General features: G+C 40.1%; 20 protein-coding genes. 7 read left to right on the top strand and 13 right to left on the bottom strand.

Annotation, left to right across the window (positions count from 1 at the left end; genetic code table 11):
• Window positions 1-4: 4 nt before the first annotated feature.
• The 9 genes from rplB to ftsY all read right to left on the bottom strand — a co-directional run bounded on the left by rplB (window position 5) and on the right by ftsY (window position 7676).
• Window positions 5-826: a 50S ribosomal protein L2 gene (gene rplB, locus FEE42_RS08950; RefSeq protein ID WP_059368526.1), complete on the bottom strand. Its 822-nt coding sequence runs from the start codon at window positions 824-826 to the stop codon at window positions 5-7.
• A 17-nt stretch (window positions 827-843) separates the two neighbouring features.
• On the bottom strand, window positions 844-1143 hold the full coding sequence (gene rplW, locus FEE42_RS08945; protein WP_018356228.1) for a 50S ribosomal protein L23: 300 nt from the start codon (window positions 1141-1143) through the stop codon (window positions 844-846).
• Entirely contained in the window at window positions 1140-1742 is a 603-nt protein-coding gene (gene rplD / locus FEE42_RS08940; RefSeq protein ID WP_059368527.1) for a 50S ribosomal protein L4, read from the bottom strand. The genes rplW and rplD overlap by 4 nt, the downstream gene beginning before the upstream one ends.
• Window positions 1743-1757: 15 nt before the next feature.
• Window positions 1758-2384: a 50S ribosomal protein L3 gene (gene rplC / locus FEE42_RS08935; RefSeq protein ID WP_059368528.1), complete on the bottom strand. Its 627-nt coding sequence runs from the start codon at window positions 2382-2384 to the stop codon at window positions 1758-1760.
• 16 nt (window positions 2385-2400) lie between these two features.
• Window positions 2401-2712 (bottom strand): 30S ribosomal protein S10, encoded by a 312-nt coding sequence (gene rpsJ, locus FEE42_RS08930; RefSeq protein WP_001181005.1) that lies wholly within the window; start codon window positions 2710-2712, stop codon window positions 2401-2403.
• A 373-nt stretch (window positions 2713-3085) separates the two neighbouring features.
• The gene (locus tag FEE42_RS12885) at window positions 3086-4078 is read right to left on the bottom strand and encodes a YadA C-terminal domain-containing protein (RefSeq protein WP_164028259.1); all 993 of its coding nucleotides are present in this window, start codon (window positions 4076-4078) and stop codon (window positions 3086-3088) included.
• Between the two features lie 625 nt (window positions 4079-4703).
• Window positions 4704-5636 carry a permease-like cell division protein FtsX gene (ftsX, locus tag FEE42_RS08920; protein ID WP_077658257.1) on the bottom strand — a complete coding sequence of 311 codons (933 nt, stop codon included), beginning with the start codon at window positions 5634-5636 and terminating at the stop codon, window positions 4704-4706.
• 9 nt (window positions 5637-5645) lie between these two features.
• On the bottom strand, window positions 5646-6302 hold the full coding sequence (gene ftsE / locus FEE42_RS08915; protein WP_059368531.1) for a cell division ATP-binding protein FtsE: 657 nt from the start codon (window positions 6300-6302) through the stop codon (window positions 5646-5648).
• Between the two features lie 9 nt (window positions 6303-6311).
• Entirely contained in the window at window positions 6312-7676 is a 1365-nt protein-coding gene (gene ftsY / locus FEE42_RS08910) for a signal recognition particle-docking protein FtsY (RefSeq protein WP_164028828.1), read from the bottom strand.
• 97 nt (window positions 7677-7773) lie between these two features.
• Here ftsY and rsmD point away from each other — a divergent pair, with 97 nt between their 5' ends.
• Together rsmD and trmL are read left to right on the top strand one after the other, a co-directional pair.
• On the top strand, window positions 7774-8364 hold the full coding sequence (rsmD, locus tag FEE42_RS08905; RefSeq protein ID WP_077658260.1) for a 16S rRNA (guanine(966)-N(2))-methyltransferase RsmD: 591 nt from the start codon (window positions 7774-7776) through the stop codon (window positions 8362-8364).
• A gap of 8 nt (window positions 8365-8372) precedes the next feature.
• Window positions 8373-8852 carry a tRNA (uridine(34)/cytosine(34)/5-carboxymethylaminomethyluridine(34)-2'-O)-methyltransferase TrmL gene (gene trmL, locus FEE42_RS08900; protein ID WP_059368534.1) on the top strand — a complete coding sequence of 160 codons (480 nt, stop codon included), beginning with the start codon at window positions 8373-8375 and terminating at the stop codon, window positions 8850-8852.
• A gap of 28 nt (window positions 8853-8880) precedes the next feature.
• Here the strand turns inward: trmL and xylB are convergent, their stop codons facing one another.
• Together xylB and xylA are read right to left on the bottom strand one after the other, a co-directional pair.
• Window positions 8881-10362, bottom strand: coding sequence for a xylulokinase (gene xylB, locus FEE42_RS08895; RefSeq protein WP_164028257.1), 1482 nt, complete (start codon window positions 10360-10362; stop codon window positions 8881-8883).
• A 56-nt stretch (window positions 10363-10418) separates the two neighbouring features.
• Window positions 10419-11738 (bottom strand): xylose isomerase, encoded by a 1320-nt coding sequence (gene xylA / locus FEE42_RS08890; protein ID WP_059368536.1) that lies wholly within the window; start codon window positions 11736-11738, stop codon window positions 10419-10421.
• 238 nt (window positions 11739-11976) lie between these two features.
• On the opposite strand from xylA, the gene xylF reads away from it, so the two are divergent.
• The 5 genes from xylF to uhpC all read left to right on the top strand — a co-directional run bounded on the left by xylF (window position 11977) and on the right by uhpC (window position 18369).
• Window positions 11977-12975 carry a D-xylose ABC transporter substrate-binding protein gene (xylF, locus tag FEE42_RS08885; protein ID WP_059368537.1) on the top strand — a complete coding sequence of 333 codons (999 nt, stop codon included), beginning with the start codon at window positions 11977-11979 and terminating at the stop codon, window positions 12973-12975.
• Window positions 12976-13020: 45 nt separating this feature from the next.
• Window positions 13021-14532 carry a D-xylose ABC transporter ATP-binding protein gene (gene xylG, locus FEE42_RS08880; RefSeq protein WP_059368538.1) on the top strand — a complete coding sequence of 504 codons (1512 nt, stop codon included), beginning with the start codon at window positions 13021-13023 and terminating at the stop codon, window positions 14530-14532.
• A 3-nt stretch (window positions 14533-14535) separates the two neighbouring features.
• Window positions 14536-15663: a sugar ABC transporter permease gene (locus FEE42_RS08875; RefSeq protein WP_059368539.1), complete on the top strand. Its 1128-nt coding sequence runs from the start codon at window positions 14536-14538 to the stop codon at window positions 15661-15663.
• A gap of 73 nt (window positions 15664-15736) precedes the next feature.
• The gene (locus FEE42_RS08870; RefSeq protein ID WP_135969477.1) at window positions 15737-16900 is read left to right on the top strand and encodes a XylR family transcriptional regulator; all 1164 of its coding nucleotides are present in this window, start codon (window positions 15737-15739) and stop codon (window positions 16898-16900) included.
• A gap of 143 nt (window positions 16901-17043) precedes the next feature.
• Complete coding sequence (gene uhpC, locus FEE42_RS08865; protein ID WP_135969478.1) at window positions 17044-18369, top strand: MFS transporter family glucose-6-phosphate receptor UhpC; 1326 nt, start codon at window positions 17044-17046, stop codon at window positions 18367-18369.
• A gap of 76 nt (window positions 18370-18445) precedes the next feature.
• On the opposite strand, the gene deoR is transcribed toward uhpC, so the two are convergent.
• Together deoR and deoC are read right to left on the bottom strand one after the other, a co-directional pair.
• A complete protein-coding gene (deoR, locus tag FEE42_RS08860; protein ID WP_059368542.1) occupies window positions 18446-19183 on the bottom strand; it encodes a DNA-binding transcriptional repressor DeoR in 738 nt (245 codons plus the stop codon).
• Between the two features lie 16 nt (window positions 19184-19199).
• Window positions 19200-19874 carry a deoxyribose-phosphate aldolase gene (deoC, locus tag FEE42_RS08855; protein ID WP_135969479.1) on the bottom strand — a complete coding sequence of 225 codons (675 nt, stop codon included), beginning with the start codon at window positions 19872-19874 and terminating at the stop codon, window positions 19200-19202.
• Window positions 19875-19927: the final 53 nt, after the last annotated feature.

Genomic DNA, 19927 nt, shown 5'->3' with positions numbered 1-19927 from the left:
TCTATTATTTGCCACGACGACGTACGATATATTTATCGGTACGTTTGTTGTGACGAGTTTTCTTACCTTTGGTTTGAACGCCCCAAGGTGTGACTGGATGTTTACCAAAGTTACGACCTTCACCACCACCGTGTGGATGGTCAACCGGGTTCATTGCAGTACCACGAACTGTTGGGCGAATACCTCTCCAGCGACTAGCACCGGCTTTACCCAATACGCGAAGCATATGCTCTGAGTTACCAACTTCACCAATTGTCGCAACACATTCCGCTAATACTTTACGCATTTCACCTGAACGTAAACGTAAGGTCACATAGTTTCCTTCACGTGCAATGATCTGTACATATGCGCCGGCAGAACGGGCAATTTGACCACCTTTACCTGGTTTTAATTCAACGTTATGTACTGTTGAACCAACCGGAATATTACGCATTGGTAACGCATTACCCACTTTGATTGGTGAGTTTACACCAGCTTGAATTTGATCGCCTACTGACAATCCTTTAGGTGCTAAGATATAACGACGTTCACCGTCTTTATAAAGCACTAAAGCGATGTTAGCAGAGCGGTTTGGATCATATTCTAAACGCTCAACAACCGCTGGGATATCTAACTTGTTACGTTTGAAATCGATTAAACGGTAGTGTTGCTTATGACCGCCACCAATGTGACGAGTTGTAATACGACCATAGTTGTTACGACCACCGGTTTTAGATTTAGCATCTAGTAATGGTGCGTAAGGTTTCCCCTTGTGTAATTCAGGGTTCACGATTTTAACAACGTGACGACGACCAGCGGAGGTCGGCTTACATTTAACGATAGCCATTCTTTATTCTCCTCCGATTACTCTGCACTGTCCACGAAGTCCAAATTTTGGCCTTCGGCTAAAGTTACATAAGCTTTTTTCCAGTCGCTGCGACGACCCATTTTAGTACCACGGCGTTTGGTTTTACCTTTAACAACCACAGTACGAACTGAATCTACTTTTACTTCAAATAATTGAGCAACAGCTGCAGCAATTTCAGCTTTGTTTGCATCCAAAGCAACTTTAAGTACAACAGTGTTAGATTTTTCAGCATTGTTAGTTGCTTTTTCAGAGATGTGCGGTGCACGAAGCACGCTCAGCAAACGTTCTTGACTCATGCTAAGATCTCCTCAATTTGTTTCACAGCATCAACAGTAACAATCACTTTATCAAAAGCGATTAAGCTTACCGGATCGATACCTTGCACATCACGTACGTCAACTTTATATAAGTTACGCGCTGCTAAGAACAGATTTTCATCTAAACTTGCTGTGATAATTAACGCATCTTCAACTGCTAAATCTTTTAATTTTTGTACTAAAACTTTAGTTTTTGGTGCATCAATCTCAAATTTCTCAACAACCATTAAGCGGTCTTGACGAACTAATTCAGAGAGAATGCTTTTAATTGCACCACGGTACATTTTTTTGTTCACTTTTTGGCTGTGATCTTGTGGTTTTGCCGCAAAGGTTGTACCACCAGAACGCCAGATTGGTGATTTGATATCACCTGAACGGGCACGACCAGTACCTTTTTGACGCCAAGGTTTTTTACCTGAACCAGACACTTCAGCACGAGTTTTTTGTGCACGAGTACCTTGACGCGCACCTGCTGCATAAGCAACAACAACTTGGTGGATCAATGCTTCGTTAAACTCACGTCCGAAGGTAGTTTCAGAAACAGTGAGTGCATTTGCACCTACAACTTGTAATTCCATCTCTATCTCCTAGACTTATGCTTTAACTGCCGGCTTAACGATAACATTACTATTGATTGCACCAGGTACAGAACCTTTTACTAATAGTAATTTACGCTCAGCATCTACACGAACAACTTCAAGTGATTGAACGGTTACACGCTCAGCACCCAAATGCCCTGCCATTTTTTTACCTTTAAACACACGACCCGGAGTTTGGTTTTGACCAATAGAACCAAGTACACGATGTGATAAAGAGTTACCGTGGGTAGCATCTTGAGTACGGAAATTCCAACGTTTAACACCACCTTGGAAACCTTTACCTTTAGAAGTACCGGTAACATCAACTTTTTTAACATCTACGAAGATGTCAACATTGATTTCTTGACCTAAAGTGAATTCTTCACCTTCAGTACGAAATTCCCATAAACCGCGACCAGCTTCAACACCTGCTTTCACGAAATGACCTGCTTCAGGCTTAGTTATACGATTCGCTTTTTTAGAACCTGTAGTAACTTGAATTGCAGTATAGCCATCGTTTTCAAGAGTTTTAACTTGAGTTACGCGGTTGGCTTCGATTTCGATAACGGTAACTGGTACTGACACACCGTCTTCATTGAAGATACGGGTCATACCAACTTTACGACCGACTAAACCAATCATTGTAATAACCTCTTAATTAACCTAGGCTGATCTGCACGTCAACGCCGGCAGCCAAATCTAAACGCATTAATGCATCAACAGTTTTTTCTGTTGGCTCTACGATATCTACTAAACGTTTGTGAGTACGAATTTCATATTGGTCACGCGCATCTTTATTTACGTGTGGAGAAATCAACACGGTGAAACGCTCTTTACGGGTTGGTAAAGGGATCGGACCACGAACTTGTGCACCGGTACGTTTAGCTGTTTCTACGATCTCCGCAGTAGATTGATCGATCAAACGATGATCGAATGCTTTTAAGCGGATACGGATTCTTTGGTTCTGCATTAGACCAGAGCTCCAATAAAATTTAGCTAATAAAAAAACTAACACCAACCACAATTCTAACTTCAAAATAGAAAAGGAGGTGCAAGTTACCTGTTATATAGTCTCCAAATCGGAAACATTGTTTGGCGTAACATATCGCTACGCACGTTTAATAAATGATTACATTAAACGGCTTTCACACTGAAAGCCTGCAAATACTACATAAAACCAAAACGGATTGCAAGGTATTTATTTAAAAATATACAAAAAGTGCGGTTGTTTTCCGCATTGTTTCAAAATCAAAACACGATGGAAAACAGCCGCACTTGAGAGACTGCATTTATATACGGCATTAAATAAATATAATAACGTATAAAAAACTATGCTTTATTCATTACCATTCAAAATTTATGCCGGCATTATAGCTAACACTGCTACTACTCGGTGCCATTGCAATCCCTGCTTTAGCTGCAACATTCTGGTTAAAGCGATAACCACTACCAATAGCAAAAGCCGTTTCTGAATTATAACCACCAACAGCAGCGCTCAAGTTAAATTTGCCCACATTATACGGTTGGAATAAACCGATTAATGCCGACTGTGCAGCAAAAGAACGTTTTACATTTTTTTCAAGTCGATCAACACGCCCTTCCAAATTACTGATACGAGCAATATTTTTAGTAATACTAGATCTATATTGTGCCATACCTGCTTTGTTTGTCGCTATGTAAGATTTATTCTGTGCAATACCCGCTTTATTTGTGGCTATGTCAGACTTATTCTGTGCAACACCCGCTTTATTTGTCGCTATGTCAGATTTATTCTGTGTAATACCCTCTTTATTTGTGGCTATGTCAGACTTATTCTGTGCAATACCCGCTTTATTTGTCGCTATGTCAGATTTATTCTGTGCAATATCTGCTTTATTTGTTTTAATATCAAACTCATTCCCACTAACTCTTAATTCATGACCTTGAGTTATTTTATTTAACGCCTCAAACTGCACTTCATGAGAGTTGACTGTAGATTGAACTGAGGCTAATGTATCATCAATATCATTTGTTCTAGTAAACAATCTACTGATCGCATCAGAGTGATCTCTAATATTGCCATTGATTTGGTCCAATGTGTTATCGATATCCTCCGTTTTAGCACTCAATCGATCGACCTTACCAACGTTTCGTCCAACATCGTAATTGACTAGGTCCAATGTTTTATTGATATTCTCCATTTTAGCACTCAAAACACTGATATCCTTAGTATTTTTCTCAACTTTATTGTTAATCTCTTGTACTCGTTGATCTGTGACTTGTGCAACCGAATAACTTGCAGTAAGACCTGCAAGTAAGGCTAATGCCAATGTTTTATTTGTAGTTAAATTTTTCATAATTTTTCTTCCAAAAATAAGTTTTTCAATTTTTATTTATTCACATATCTATGCATGTGAGGTGCATACTTATAATAAAAAAGGAAATAATTCTCAACAAAGACAAATATAAAAATTATATGACAGAGAGAAAAACAAATAAAATCAATTAGTTAACACTGATCGGAGGAGTTTAAAGAACAGTGAAAAATATCTTAACTATCTACCCTGCCCAACATTTATCTTAAAAACCAATGAAAAATTAGTTGTTTCAACTAATTTTTACACATTATACAGCTACATCCTGCTATTAGTGGGTTTTGATTATTTTAACAATAGTTATTATTGCTCTTTTTTTAAAGAAGAATGGATTTAAATGGTATTGCAGGAGAGGAAAATCGTCATATTAGGATAAATAATATTCATCAAAAAAGTGCAGCTTGCTTATGAACTAAAACATAACTAAGAGATGATAATGTATATTGTCCACTAGAGCTCTCTGTCGAAAAAATCGCATCTCATTAGCAACTGTATTTTTTACTTTCTAATGGAAAGACTGTTACTAATATAAAAAGTGCAGTTGTTTTCCATATTGTTTCAAAATCAAAACACGATGGAAAACAACTGCACTTTTCAATATCAACAATTAAACTCGATTATCAATCAAGGCAATATGTCTTTTGGCAGCGATCCAAGCACCAACATAGCCCATAGTTAAACAGCTGACTAAGAGAAAAATCAATTCTCCGACGGCTAAGCCGTTTAGGGCAAATTGTACGGCGAAAATATCGGTGACATACTTCATGGCAGAGGTGAAATAGCCAATGACAAAACTACTAAAGATGGCGGCAACAAAACCACCCAGCAGAGCATAAATCATACCGGTGTAAAGATAAGGACGGAGGATAAAGTGATCCGTTGCACCGAGTAATTTCATCACATCAATGTTTGCCCGGCTACTATACACATCGGAACGAATACTATTGCCAATCACCAAAAATACAGCGATTACCATTAATACGGTGCAAAAAATCGCTACGTGTGCCACCAGCCATGAAAGTGCGGTCAATTTTTCCATCCAATCATTATCTAACCGGACTTCTTGTACACCTTTAATTTTATCGAGATTGGTTCGCAATATTTCACGTTTTTCAGAAGCGTTAAACTCTTTGGTTGGTTTCACCATAACCACTGCCGGTAGTGGGTTATCGTCAAGAATATCCAATTCTTCGCCGAACCCCGACCAGCTTTTAAATTCCTTTAAGCTTTCTTGCCGGGAAACATAATTGAGAGAATCAACGCCTTCTTGTTGGCGAATTTTTTCTACCACTAAATTCGCATCTTCTTCAGTTAAATTTTTGTGTAAATAAATCGTGAGTTCGCTTTCCGGATAAAATTGTGTGGTGGCTAAATGTAAATTTTTCCACATTAAATAACTGATCGTCGGAATAGTGAGCGAAACGGCAATCACCAAAATCGTAAGCAACGTACCGAATTTGCGTTGCCACAAATCCGCCCACACCGCACGTAAGGTGTAAGCCGTTTGCACAAAAAAAGAAGCATCAGTTGATCGGCTCATGGTTTGTCCTTAATAACGTAAATAGCCTTGTTCAAGCACCAAGCAAGGTTTTGGTTTTTGTTGGATTAAATTAATATCGTGAGTAGCGATTAACACGGTCATTCCTAAACGATTAAATTCCTCAAAAAGATTAAAAATGCCTAACGATAGCTCATCATCGAGATTTCCCGTTGGTTCATCCGCCAATAAAAGTTGCGGTTTATGCACAATAGCACGGGCAATATCAACCCGTTGTTGTTCCCCACCGGAAATTTGTGTCGGCAAATAATGCGCCTTATTACGCAGCCCTACGCGATCAAGAGACGCCATAGCACGTGAATGCGCATCTTTCGGGTGCATTCCGGCAATAATAAGCGGGAATGCCACATTTTCTACCACACTGCGATCCGTCAATAAACGATAATCTTGGTGAACCATGCCGATTTGGCGACGCAAAAACGGAATTTCATATTTTGACAGACGGGTGATATCGTGACCGTTAAACCAAATTTGTCCCGCATTAGCTTTTTCCATGCCCATAACCAGCTTAAGCAAGGTACTTTTCCCTGCGCCTGAATGCCCCACCAGATAGGTCATGCTACCGACCGGTAAATGAAAATTTAGTCCTTGCAATGCCGGTTGGGTTGCGCCGTGGTAGGCTTTTGAAACATTCGAGAACTTAATCACAGTTTTTCCTTATTCTTCATTTTCATGTACGAATAACGCATCGATGAATTCTGTTGCGTTAAACTCACGTAAATCTTCAATTTTCTCACCCACACCAATATAACGAATCGGTAAATTAAACTGATCCGCAATAGCAAAAATCACCCCACCTTTTGCCGTACCATCCAGTTTTGTGAGAGAAATACCGGTTAAACCAACGGCTTCATTAAACAATTTCGCTTGGCTAATCGCATTTTGACCGGTTCCGGCATCCAACGTGAGCATAATTTCATGCGGTGCGCTTTCATCATATTTTTTCATTACCCGAACGATTTTTTTCAGCTCGTCCATCAAATTATTTTTATTTTGTAAGCGTCCTGCCGTATCGGCAATTAAGATATCAATGTTGCGTGCCGCAGCAGATTGCATCGCATCAAAAATAACAGAGGCGGAATCCGATCCCGTACTTTGTGCGACAACCGGAATATTATTTCGCTCGCCCCACACTTGTAGCTGCTCCACGGCCGCTGCACGGAAAGTATCGCCGGCGGCTAACATCACGGATTTACCTTCCGCTTGGAATTTCCGCGCAAGTTTGCCAATCGTGGTGGTTTTACCCACACCATTCACGCCTACCATTAAAATGACATAAGGTTTTTTCGAAGTATCGATTTTCAATGGTTGTGCGACCGGCTCAAGAATATTCGCCATTTCGACTTTGAGTTGTTGATAGAGCAACTCCGCATCTTGTAATTGTTTGCGACTTGCGTGTTCAGTGAGGTTTTTAATGATTTTAGAGGTTGTCGGCACACCAATATCCGCAATTAACAATTGTTCTTCCAATTCCTCAAACAATTCATCATCAATTTTTTTGCCTAAGAAAAAACTGCGAAAACCGGCACCGATATTTTGCTTGGTTTTGAGTAAGCCTTTCACTAAACGACTGAAAAAACCGCCTTCGCTTGGTTTTTCACGGGTTTCGGTTTCCTCCGTCGGTTGAAGTTCTTCTTTGATATCTTCAATAATTTCGGGTTCAATTTCGACTTCTTCAATAGGAAGATTTTTTTCCGCATTTTCAGGCACAATAATTGGATCGGATGATTCAAGTGCGGTCGAAATTTCCGCTGTTTTTTCTTCTATTTCCGTTTGTATGCCATCATCTTTTTGTGTATCTTCGCTGAAAACCGACTCGGAATTGACCGCACTTTCAGTATCTTCCTGCTGTTCCGCAATGTTTTCGGATTCAATCTGTTGCTCGACAGTTGTTTCTTCAACTGTCGGTTGTTCAATTTTTTCTTCTTCAATAATGACGGGCTCAATTTGGTGGGCCTCTTGTTGCTTATTACGCCCGAATAAGGATGCCCAAAAACCGCCTTTTTTCTTTTCTTCTGTCATAAATTGTTCTCTTAACTGCCGTCCGATAAAAATGTGGTTCATTCTAGCAAAAAATCGTCTAAACTAAGCACAATTTTCACTAAAAATCCGATGCTTTATGAAAAAATCGCAAGTTTCCTCTCCCAAAGCCCTAAAAGGTGAAGTTCGCATTATCGCCGGGCTTTGGCGTGGTCGGAAATTACCCGTGTTAAACGCAGAGGGATTACGCCCCACCGGCGACCGAGTAAAAGAAACTTTATTCAATTGGTTAATGCCTTACATTCATCAAGCAAAATGCTTAGACGGTTTTGCCGGCAGCGGCTCGCTCGGGATTGAAGCCCTTTCCCGCCAAGCCGAAAAAGTAACATTTTTGGAAAAAGACAAAACCGTTGCCAATCAACTGAAAAAAAACCTGCATACCTTAAAATGCACGGAGGAACAGGCGCAGGTGCTCAATCAAAGTTGTTTGGATTTTTTAAAACTACCGCAAAATCAACCGCACTTTAATGTAGTTTTTCTTGATCCGCCTTTCCATTTTGGCTTGGCTGAACAGGCGATCCGTCTGCTTGTTGAAAATAACTGGCTGTATCCGAATGCCCTCATTTACGTGGAAACGGAAAAGCAAAATCACCTCAACACTCCTGAAAATTGGACATTATTAAAAGAGAAAACCACCGGCATGGTGAGTTATCGTTTATATCAAAACTGAGAAAAATTATGTTAGACATTGTTTTATACGAGCCGGAAATTCCCCAAAACACCGGCAATATTATTCGCCTTTGTGCCAATACCGGTTTTCGTTTGCACTTAATCGAGCCCCTCGGTTTCACTTGGGATGATAAACGTCTGCGTCGTTCGGGCTTGGATTATCACGAATTCGCCGAGATCAAACGCCACAAAACCTTTGAAGCGTTTTTAGAAAACGAAAAACCGAAACGCTTATTTGCCCTCACCACCAAAGGTTCGCCGGCTCACAGCCAAGTAAAATTTGAATTAGGCGATTATTTAATGTTCGGCCCTGAAACCCGCGGTATCCCGATGTCGATTTTAGACCGTCTGCCGATGGAACAGAAAATCCGAATTCCGATGACCGCCAACAGCCGCAGTATGAATTTATCCAATTCCGTGGCGGTTGCCGTGTATGAAGCTTGGCGACAGTTAGGCTATGAAAGTGCGGTCAATTTTTCTAATAAATAAAAACGAAAGGTGGGGTAGCCCACCTTTTTTAATGAAGAGAATGAAGATAAGCAAGATAACGTTGATAAATCACTTCATAGGATTCAACATTTTTTTGATGAGGAGAACATATTGAGTGGGGATCTAAATGCACAAATTCTTCACACAACGTCCCCAATTCCCCCTCACCATTTGCCCACATTGCTTGAATCGCCCCGCCAAGTGCCGCTGCTTCCTCCTCCAACAAACAAACCACTTCCGTATTCATTACATCCGCTATCATTTGCCGCCAAAGCAGGCTTTTTGCCCCCCCGCCAATCAAACGAATTTGTGAGGTTGCCAAGCCTGCTTGGCGGAAAAGATCCAAACCGTAGCGCAAGGTAAAGGTTGCCCCTTCCATCATGGCACGGCAAAGATTGGCTTGAGTGAAATTATTTGAATCCAAACCTAAAATACGAGCCTTTTCATTCGGTAAAGGTGGAATCCGCTCGCCATTAAAAAATGGCAAAATCGTCATTCCTTCCGCTCCAATCGGCGCCTGTTGCGCGAGATGATTAAATTCAGCCACATCAATATTGAGTAAATTCATCACTTGTTTATTTGATGAAGTCATATTCATCACACAAATGAGCGGCAACCAACCATTATTGCTTGAACAAAAATTAGCAATCATCGGGGGTAAATCTTGCAACGGTTTATGTGTGTAAGCATATAGAGTGCCGGATGTACCGAGACTCATAGTAACAATGCCTTCACGAATATTCCCTGTGCCTATTGCGCCCATCATATTATCGCCACCACCAGTGGAAACTATAACATCTTCGTTAAAACCGAATTGGGCCGCAATGTCAGGTTTTATCACACCCAATTTTGTTTCCGCAGAAAGCAAGGTTGGCAATACCTCCTCCATACTTAATTCCGGTGCAATTTGCGCAAATACTGTTAGATTCCATTGTCGTTTCACAATATCAAAATAGCCAGTACCGGAAGCATCACCAAACTCCGTACAAAAATTGCCGGTAAGCCAATAATTAAGGTAATCGTGCGGTAACATAATTTTTCGGATTCGTTCAAAAACGGTTGGATAATGTTTGCGGAACCAACACAATTTAGAGGCGGTGTAACCCGTTTGACAGAGAATACCAAGCTGATGAAATACCTCCTCCTCACCACCAAGGCTTTCAATCAATGCCGCATTTTCATTTGCCGTTTCCGTATCACACCAAAGTTTTGCGTTGTATAAAGGTTGATCGTTTTCATCCAACAAAACTAAACCGTGTTGCTGACCGGAAATTCCAATAGCTTTCACTAAGCGTGGAGAAAAGTGCGGTGATATTTGCGCTTGTTTTAACGCACTATTTAATGCCTGTTTGAACGCCGCGATCCACCAACTCGGATGCTGCTCACGCCGTCCGTTTGATTGCTCAATCAAATCATGCGCGGCATAGCCCACGCCGATCACTTTTTTCTGCACAGAATCTACAACAATCGCTTTTGTACCCTGCGTACCACAATCAATGCCGATATACATACTGCCTCCCAAACCCAAAAGTGCGGTGAAAAATGACCGCACTTTTGAACTAAACCTTAACGATAAATGACTTGATTCACGATATTTTCTAAATACTCTTGCTGACCGGACATCGGTTTTGGATCAAATCCTTTTTCCTGAACAAGTCGGGCAAGTTGTTCCAAAGCGAGCTGACCTTGCAAAATTTGTTGACCGAGTTCACCGTTCCAACCGGCATAGCGCGCTTCAACGATTTTGTGTAAAGTTTCTTGTTGGAGCATTGTTGCCGCCCGTTTTAAAGATAATGCTAACACATCAATCGCCCCAATATGACCATGGAATAAATCATAAGGATCGGTACTTTGGCGACGAATTTTTGCATCAAAATTAAAACCACCCGTGGCAAATCCGCCATGTTTCAAAATTTCATACATTACTAAGGAGTTTTCCTCTACGCTGTTCGGGAATTGATCCGTATCCCAACCAAGTTGCGGATCACCACGATTAGCATCAATAGAACCGAAAATATCCAATGCACAAGCGGTTGCCACTTCATGTTGGAAACTATGTCCGGCAAGTGTCGCATGATTTGCCTCAATATTCACCTTAATTTCTTTTTCCAATCCAAATTGTTTTAGGAAACCATAAACGGTTGCCACATCATAATCATATTGATGTTTTGTCGGTTCTTGCGGTTTCGGCTCAATTAATAACGTGCCGTTGAAACCAATTTTATACTTATGTTCCACCACCATTTGCATAAAACGGCCAAGTTGTTCACGCTCACGTTTCAGATCCGTGTTAAGCAAGGTTTCATAGCCTTCACGCCCGCCCCACAATACATAGTTTTCCCCTCCTAAGCGTTTTGTGGCATTCATTGCATTGAATACCTGCATTGCCGCCCATGCAAACACTTCAGGATTTGGATTGGTCGATGCACCGGACATATAACGCGGATTAGTGAAACAATTTGCCGTTCCCCATAGCAGTTTTACTCCGGTTTCTGCTTGTTTGCATTCTAAAATATCCACAATATGATGGAAATTTTGTAAATATTCCTTTGCAGAATTGCCTTCCGGTGCGACATCCACATCATGAAAACAATAATAAGGTACGCCCAATTTACTGAAAAACTCAAAGGCAATCTCTGCTTTTTGTTCCGCCCCAGCAAGTGCATCAGCATTTTTTTGCCAACTTCGGTCAAAAGAACCCAGTCCAAACATATCATTCCCATTCCAGCAAAAAGTATGCCAATAACATACGGCTAAACGCAAATGTTCCGCCATAGTTTTGCCTAAAATGACCTGATTCGCATCATAGTGTTTAAAAGCAAAAGGGTTGGTTGATTGTACGCCTTCAAAGGTGATTTTTTCAATTTTATCGAAGTAGTTTGCCATAGGATTTTCCTCTTTGAATGATGAAATTTCCTGTATTTTTATGAAAAACACCTTATTCATCAATTACGTTATTTTGTTTTCCAATAGCGATAATTTGCAATTGTGGCATAGATCACAATTGTGAAAAAACGTAATGATAGTGAAAGATTTTATAATTGAAAGAGAGGGTTAAAATAAGAAAACTAACCATCGGAGCAACCGCTCTACCTTCTATTCAATTAACTATTGAGGTATCAGTATGAAAATTAAATCAGTTTTACTCACTCTTGCAGCGGCATTAACGGTATTGAGTAGTTCTGCCTATTCCAAAGATCTTAAAATCGGTTTATCTATTGATGATTTACGCTTAGAAAGATGGCAAAAAGACCGCGATATTTTCGTCAAAAAAGCAGAGTCCATGGGCGCAAAAGTTTTCGTACAATCGGCAAACGGTGATGATTCGGCACAAATCTCTCAAATTGAAAATATGATCAATAAGGATATTGATGTTTTAGTGATTATTCCGCACAACGGTGAAGTCTTGAGCAACGTTATCTCCGAAGCAAAAAAAGAAGGAATTAAAGTATTGGCTTATGACCGCTTAATTAATAATGCCGACTTGGATTTCTATATTTCTTTTGATAATGAAAAAGTCGGAGAATTACAAGCCAAAAGCGTTGTTGCGGTAAAACCGGAAGGTAATTATTTCCTAATGGGCGGTTCACCGGTTGATAACAACGCCAAATTGTTTAGAAAAGGGCAAATGAAAGTCTTAGAGCCTTTAATTAAAACGGGGAAAATTAAAGTGGTTGGCGATCAATGGGTAGATTCTTGGCTCGCTGAAAAAGCATTACAAATTATGGAGAACGCACTCACTGCCAATAAAAATAATATTGATGCGGTGGTCGCTTCAAATGATGCGACTGCCGGCGGGGCAATTCAAGCATTAAGTGCACAAGGATTATCGGGTAAAGTGGCTATTTCAGGTCAGGATGCGGATTTAGCTGCGATTAAACGCATTGTAAGCGGCTCACAAACCATGACGGTTTATAAGCCTATTACAAAACTTGCTGATACCGCCGCTCAAATCGCCGTGAAATTAGGTAAAAACGAAAACGTAGAATCAAACGCCGCGCTTAACAACGGACTTAAAAACGTACCTGCCTATTTACTTGACCCGATTGCCGTTGATAAAACCAATATTGATGAAACGGTCATTAAAGATGGTTTCCACACAAAAGAAAGCATTTATCAATAGGCTTAAAGGGGATGTCACTTCCCCTCTATTTTAGGGAGTATAGCTATGGCATTGTTAGAAATGAGAAATATCACAAAAACATTCGGTGATGTGACCGCACTTTGCGATATTTCCATTGAGCTTGAAGCCGGTGAGATCTTATCCTTGTGCGGTGAAAACGGCTCAGGAAAATCAACACTCATGAAAGTGCTTTGCGGCATTTATCCCTATGGGGATTACAGCGGCAAGATTTATTTTTCAGAAAGTGAACTCAAAGCAAAAAATATCAAAGACACGGAAGAAAAAGGCATTTCGATTATTCATCAGGAACTCACGCTCGTGAAAAATATGTCAGTGTTGGAAAATATTTTTTTGGGTAACGAAATCACTCATAAATGTATCACTGCCGATAGTGAAATGTATCTCCGTTGTAAAACATTACTGCAACAAGTCCAATTAGATATTGATCCTAATACCCGCGTGGGGGAATTAGGGCTTGGTCAGCAACAATTAGTGGAAATTGCAAAGGCGTTAAACAAGCAAGTGAGATTATTGATTCTTGATGAGCCTACTGCCTCATTAACCGAAAAAGAAACGGCGATTCTATTAACTCTCGTTAAAGATTTAAAAGCTCATAACATTGCCTGCATCTATATTTCCCATAAATTAAATGAAGTGAAAGAGATTTCCGACAAAATTTGTGTCATTCGGGACGGTGAACATATTGGAACAAAAAATGCCGACACAATGAGTGAAGATGACATTATCACCATGATGGTTGGAAGAGAAATCACCTCCCTTTACCCTCATGAACCTCACGAAATTAAAGCTGAAATTTTACGAGTTGAAAATCTTTCTGCTTGGCATCCGATCAATACACACATCAAACGCGTGGACGATGTAAGTTTTAGCCTTCACGCCGGCGAAATTCTCGGTGTTGCCGGACTGGTCGGTTCCGGTCGAACCGAAATGGTGCAATGCCTGTTTGGTTCTTATCAAGGTAAATATGAAGGAAATATTTTCATCAATCAAAAACAAGTGCATATCAAAAATTGCGCACAGGCTATTAAACATAAAATAATGATGGTACCGGAGGATCGTAAAAAACACGGCATTGTTTCTATTATGGGAGTAGGCAAAAATATTACGCTTTCTTCATTAAAACAATATTGCTTTGGAAGAACAGTCATCAATGAAGCAAAAGAACAACAAGTGATTGATTCTGCAATTAAACAATTAAAAGTAAAAACCGCGTCTCCGGAACTTCCCATTGGGCGGTTAAGTGGTGGCAACCAACAAAAAGCCATTCTAGCAAAATGCTTATTGTTAACCCCTAGAATCCTTATTTTAGATGAACCGACAAGGGGCATTGATGTTGGTGCAAAATACGAGATCTACAAGTTAATCAACCAATTAGCCAAAGAGGGAATGGCCATTATCGTGATTTCCTCAGAATTACCGGAAGTGCTGGGGATTAGTGACCGAATCCTAGTAATGCACCAAGGTAAACTCAAAGCCAGCCTGATTAATAACGGCCTTACCCAAGAACAAGTTATGGAAACCGCACTTAAGGAGTGATTTATGTTTAAGTTAAAACCCGCAAATTTACAGGTTTATATTATGCTCATTGCCATTGCGGTCATTATGGTATTTTTCACCTTTGCGACGGATGGCGCTTATTTAAGCGCACGCAACATTTCTAACCTATTACGTCAAACTTCTATAACGGGTATTCTTGCCATTGGCATGGTATTTGTCATTATTTCTGCCGAAATTGATTTGTCCGTCGGTTCTTTAATGGGGTTATTAGGCGGGTTTGCGGCTATTGCGGATGTATGGTGGGGATTGCCACTCCCTATCACAATCATCGCAACACTCGCTTTAGGTTTAGTGTTCGGTATTTGGAACGGCTGGTGGGTTGCCTATCGTAAAGTTCCCTCATTTATTGTTACGCTGGCGGGTTATCTTGCTTTCCGAGGTATTTTAATCGGGCTAACCAATGGCACAACCGTATCACCGATTAGCGGTGCGATGACAATCATCGGGCAGGGATACCTTTCCGATATTAGCGGATTTATCCTTGGCGGAATAGCGGTTATCGGTTTTATTCTTTGGGGGCATTACCAACGCAGAAGCCGCCAACAACTTCAACTTCACGTACCACCATTATCAAAAGATTTTTCCAAATACGCCTTATTTGCCATTATCCTATTAGCTGCTATTTATCTGTTAAATGATTATCGCGGTATTCCGTTTCCTGTATTAGTCCTTTCAATTCTTGCCATATTCGGCTTGTTTCTTTCGCGTAAAACTGCTTTCGGTCGCCATGTTTATGCGATTGGCGGCAATATTGAGGCGGCGAAACTATCCGGCATTAACGTAGAAAAAACCAAACTTATCATCTTTGCCATGAACGGGGTATTGGTCGCTATCGCAGGGTTAATTTTAAGTGCACGTTTAGGGGCTGGTTCACCTTCTGCCGGACAAAATGCCGAACTCGATGCCATTGCCGCCTGTGTTATTGGCGGTGCCAGTTTAGCAGGAGGTATCGGTAGCGTATTTGGCGTTGTCATCGGTGCGTTAATTATTGCGTCTTTGGATAACGGTATGAGTATGCTTGATGTTCCAACCTTCTGGCAATATATCGTTAAAGGCGCAATTTTATTACTTGCCGTATGGATTGATACCGGTAGCAAGAAAAAAATGTGATTTTCTTATCCGCACTTTTATAAAAATTTATTTTTCGCTATATTTCTCATAATCAAGTTATCAGGATGGGGTAATGGCGGAACCATACTATAAAATCGCACTCTTCTTTAATGCCAATAAAGTGTACGATCGGCAGGTAGTAGAAGGTATCGGGCAATATATTCAAGCTTCACAATGTATGTGGGATATTTTTGTAGAAGATGAATTTATTTACCATGCCGATAGCATAAATCATTTGTCTATCGACGGCATTATTGCTGATTTTGATGATCCTCAAACCGCAAAACTGCTCAAGCATACCCAAATTCCCACGATTGCAGTTGGAGGATCTTATAAACGCCTTGATTTTTACCCGCACTTTCCTTATGTCGCCACAAATAACGAGGCACTTGTTGAGCTTGCCTTTTTCCATCTTCAACAAAAAGGACTGTCTCACTTTGCGTTTTATGGATTACAAATAGACGGTGAAAAACATTGGTCAAAAGAGCGAAAAAATGCCTTTGTTGCATTAATGGAAAAAAATCACTATCCGCTCCACCTCTATGAAGGCGGGCAAATTAACGGACAAAATTGGCTGACCGAGCAAGCAAAACTCATCGACTGGTTAAAAACGTTACCGCTTCATACCGGCATTATTGCCGTCACCGATGCTCGGGCGCGACATTTATTACAAGCCTGCGAATATAGCAAAATAGCGGTGCCGGAAGAACTGTGTATCGTGGGCATTGATAATGAAGAATTGATCCAATATTTGTCTCGCGTATCACTCTCTTCGGTGGAACAGGGTACAAGGGAAATCGGCTATCAAGCAGCAAAATTATTACACCGATTGTTGAACGGACAAACTGTATCCCATCATCCGATTTTAATTCCTCCCATCACCGTACACGCCCGTAATTCAACCGATTACCGCTCATTAAGCGATCCACTCGTGATGCAAGCCATGCATTATATCCGTCACCGGGCATGCCAAGGCATTAAAGTAGAACAAGTGTTGGATCATCTTGCCACTTCACGCTCAAACCTCGAGCAACGTTTCAAAAATGAAATGAATAAAACCATTCATCAGGTTATTCACGAAGAAAAAATCTCGCGTGCAAAAAATTTATTACAACAAACGGATATTTCCATTCAAGAAATCGCCGAGATTTGCGGCTATCCTTCTATTCAATACTTTTATTCCGTATTTAAGAAAGAATTTGGCATGACGCCAAAAGAATTTAGAAAGAATAATTAAATAAAAGTGCGGTTAAAAATCCGAGAGAATTTCCACTGCGCTTTTCTAACTCTTTAAAACTTGATCTATCTCTATTTTTTATTCCTCTATTTGCACTACACTAGCGCTCTTTAGTCATAAAAATAATATAAAAGGAGCTCATTATGAGTATTTTTAGTGTCCCACCAGATTTACCTATCACAAAATCGAAAGAAGAAATAGATAAAACCTACCGTTATTGGCGATTGCATTTGATGATCACGAGCTATATAGGCTATGCCATCTTCTATTTCACACGAAAAAGCTTTAATTTTGTTATGCCGGCAATGTTGACAGATTTAGGTTTGCAAAAGTCCGATATTGGCATTATGGGAACAGCGTTTTATCTCACCTACGGAATATCCAAATTCTTATCCGGTGTGCTTAGTGACCGTTCTAATCCCCGCTACTTTATGGGTATTGGACTAATGATGACCGGTGTAGTAAATATCCTGTTTGGTATGAGTTCATCCGTCTTTATGTTCATCACCCTTTGGATGATCAATGCATTCTTTCAAGGCTGGGGGTGGCCGCCTTGCTCTAAAATCTTAAACACGTGGTACTCACGTAACGAACGTGGCTTATGGTGGGCAATTTGGAATACATCGCATAATCTTGGCGGCGCACTAATTCCTATTTTGGCTGGTGCGGTCACTCTTTATTGGGGATGGCGTTATGGCATGATCGTCCCCGGAATTATTGCCTGTGTTGTCGGCTTTGCAATGTGTTTCTTATTACGTGATCGCCCTTCCTCAATGGGCTTACCGACCGTTGGTGAGTGGCGCAATGACATAGCCGAAAAAGAGCATGAAAATGAAGGATTAGGTTTGTCTAACTGGGAAATTCTCAAAACCTACGTATTCAAAAATAGCATTATTTGGGCATTAGCATTTTCTTGGTGTTTTATCTATATCATCCGTACCGGCATTAATGACTGGGGAAATCTCTATTTAACAGAAACTCACGGTTATGACTTATTAAAAGCCAATGCTGCCGTTTCATTCTTTGAAGTAGGCGGTTTTTTAGGCGCATTGTTTGCAGGATGGGGCTCTGATAAATTCTTCAATGGCAATCGTACTCAAATGAACATTATTTATGTGCTTGGTATTATTTCTGTCTCTCTGGCACTTTGGTTCATTCCGAGTGATAACTATATCATTATGAGCGGATTATTCTTCTTAATGGGATTCTTTATTTTCGGGCCGCAATTCTTAATCGCCATGGCAGCCGCTGAAAACTCCCATAAATATGCTTCAGGTTCCTCTACCGGCTTTGTCAGCTTGTTCGCCTACATTGGTGCTGCACTTGCTGGGGCGCCACTCGCATGGATTATCCAATCCTTACACTGGAACGGCTTCTTTGGTAGCCTATTTATCGTATCGCTAGGCTGTGCATTATTGCTCGTGCTTGTGTATTTCTTACAACGCAAGAAAAATAAGCTTTCAGCATAAAGAGACAAAAATAAAGAGCGGTTAAAAATCTCTGTGAATTTTAACCGCTCTTTTCTCTTGATTATTTCAAGTAATACTAACTTGTCATAGTAAACCCTGCTGGTAGAGGTACATTACAAATAATTTGATCAAATTGATTCAACTCACCAACATACGACTGCCGTACTTTTCCAATTTTGCTATCATCAAAAACTAAAATACTACATTGTGTTTTCGCTATTGCTTTTAGTTTGATCTGTGTTTCGTTTAATCTGAAACAGGTTACACCTTGTTTAATATCAACACCAGCAGCAGAAATAAATGCTTTTGTGGTGCAAATCCTATCAATTTCAGTGTTATTTTGAACAGGTGTGAGGAAAGAATTTTCTCTTGAATAATCCCCACCACACAAGATTAAACGACAATTCGGTTTATCTTGCAAAACCATAAAAGTGTTAATCGAACAACAAAGTGCGGTGAATTTTATAGAATTTGGAATTTGTGAAGCAACAAAAGGAATAGTTGAACCACAATCAAAGAAAATTACATCATTATCTTCTACAAATGCGGCAGCGATTTTCCCCACCTGCATTTTTTCTGTGATGTTCTTATTTTGTTGCTCTGTAATTAAATATTGATTTGATGATTGCAACTGAGGAGCTCGTACAATGTATCCACCTAGTAAAACGATAGAAGATGCTGTGGCGTTTAAATCTCTCCTAATCGTCATTTCAGAAACATTCAAAATTTCCGCCGCATCTCGCAAATGCAACTTATCCATTTGTTTTAATAAAAATTCTAACTTTTGAATGCGAGTATTGGTTTTACTATCCACAACGCTATCTCCAAACTCAATATTGGCTATTACTATCTGCTAATCCTTTAATAATTGCAATTCCTGCACTGGCCCCGATACGTGTTGCACCAGCTTCAATCATAGCAATGGCGGTTTGTGTATCTCGTACGCCACCCGAAGCTTTAACCCCAATCTTATCTCCTACAGTTTGACGCATCAACTTCACATCTTCTACCGTTGCGCCACCTTTACTAAAGCCGGTAGAGGTTTTCACAAATGCGACATTTAAATCTCGACAAATTTCACAAGCTTTGACTATTTCTTCTTTTGTTAGAAGACAATTTTCTAAAATCACTTTCAACGGTGTCCCATTACAAACATTGAGAATTTGTTTGATTTCATCCTGCACCAAATTCCATTTTCCTGACTTAATCCACCCTACATTAAGAACCATATCCACTTCTGTCGCACCATTAGCAATGGCATCTTCCGTTTCAAACACTTTAACTGCTGTAGTATTAGCCCCTAACGGGAAACCAATCACTGTGCAAATATTAACATTTGAGTTTTGTAATACTTTTTTGGCAAAGGGAATATAACAGGGATTTATACATACTGAATAAAAGTGATTTTCCATGGCTTCATTACATAGAGTGAGAATATCCTTTTCAGTTCTTTCCGGTATTAATACGGTATGATCGATATATTGAGCGATTTCATTTGGTTTCATTTATGTTTTCTCCTGTTTGGTTTTTTATCTTTTTGTATTATACACAAAGAAAG

Source organism: Rodentibacter caecimuris, from assembly GCF_010587025.1.
Lineage (GTDB): Bacteria > Pseudomonadota > Gammaproteobacteria > Enterobacterales > Pasteurellaceae > Rodentibacter > Rodentibacter caecimuris.
Note: the sequence above shows the minus strand (reverse complement) of the source record. Positions and strands in the feature narration are given on the sequence as shown.

What these genes read in the sequence shown, in the direction of transcription:
- rplB (WP_059368526.1), bottom strand. Translation starts at nt 826, where the DNA reads ATGGCTATCGTTAAATGTAAGCCGACCTCCGCTGGTCGTCGTCACGTT.
- rplW (WP_018356228.1), bottom strand. Translation starts at nt 1,143, where the DNA reads ATGAGTCAAGAACGTTTGCTGAGCGTGCTTCGTGCACCGCACATCTCT.
- rplD (WP_059368527.1), bottom strand. Translation starts at nt 1,742, where the DNA reads ATGGAATTACAAGTTGTAGGTGCAAATGCACTCACTGTTTCTGAAACT.
- rplC (WP_059368528.1), bottom strand. Translation starts at nt 2,384, where the DNA reads ATGATTGGTTTAGTCGGTCGTAAAGTTGGTATGACCCGTATCTTCAAT.
- rpsJ (WP_001181005.1), bottom strand. Translation starts at nt 2,712, where the DNA reads ATGCAGAACCAAAGAATCCGTATCCGCTTAAAAGCATTCGATCATCGT.
- FEE42_RS12885 (WP_164028259.1), bottom strand. Translation starts at nt 4,078, where the DNA reads ATGAAAAATTTAACTACAAATAAAACATTGGCATTAGCCTTACTTGCA.
- ftsX (WP_077658257.1), bottom strand. Translation starts at nt 5,636, where the DNA reads ATGAGCCGATCAACTGATGCTTCTTTTTTTGTGCAAACGGCTTACACC.
- ftsY (WP_164028828.1), bottom strand. Translation starts at nt 7,676, where the DNA reads ATGACAGAAGAAAAGAAAAAAGGCGGTTTTTGGGCATCCTTATTCGGG.
- rsmD (WP_077658260.1), top strand. Translation starts at nt 7,774, where the DNA reads ATGAAAAAATCGCAAGTTTCCTCTCCCAAAGCCCTAAAAGGTGAAGTT.
- trmL (WP_059368534.1), top strand. Translation starts at nt 8,373, where the DNA reads ATGTTAGACATTGTTTTATACGAGCCGGAAATTCCCCAAAACACCGGC.
- xylB (WP_164028257.1), bottom strand. Translation starts at nt 10,362, where the DNA reads ATGTATATCGGCATTGATTGTGGTACGCAGGGTACAAAAGCGATTGTT.
- xylA (WP_059368536.1), bottom strand. Translation starts at nt 11,738, where the DNA reads ATGGCAAACTACTTCGATAAAATTGAAAAAATCACCTTTGAAGGCGTA.
- xylF (WP_059368537.1), top strand. Translation starts at nt 11,977, where the DNA reads ATGAAAATTAAATCAGTTTTACTCACTCTTGCAGCGGCATTAACGGTA.
- xylG (WP_059368538.1), top strand. Translation starts at nt 13,021, where the DNA reads ATGGCATTGTTAGAAATGAGAAATATCACAAAAACATTCGGTGATGTG.
- FEE42_RS08875 (WP_059368539.1), top strand. Translation starts at nt 14,536, where the DNA reads ATGTTTAAGTTAAAACCCGCAAATTTACAGGTTTATATTATGCTCATT.
- FEE42_RS08870 (WP_135969477.1), top strand. Translation starts at nt 15,737, where the DNA reads ATGGCGGAACCATACTATAAAATCGCACTCTTCTTTAATGCCAATAAA.
- uhpC (WP_135969478.1), top strand. Translation starts at nt 17,044, where the DNA reads ATGAGTATTTTTAGTGTCCCACCAGATTTACCTATCACAAAATCGAAA.
- deoC (WP_135969479.1), bottom strand. Translation starts at nt 19,874, where the DNA reads ATGAAACCAAATGAAATCGCTCAATATATCGATCATACCGTATTAATA.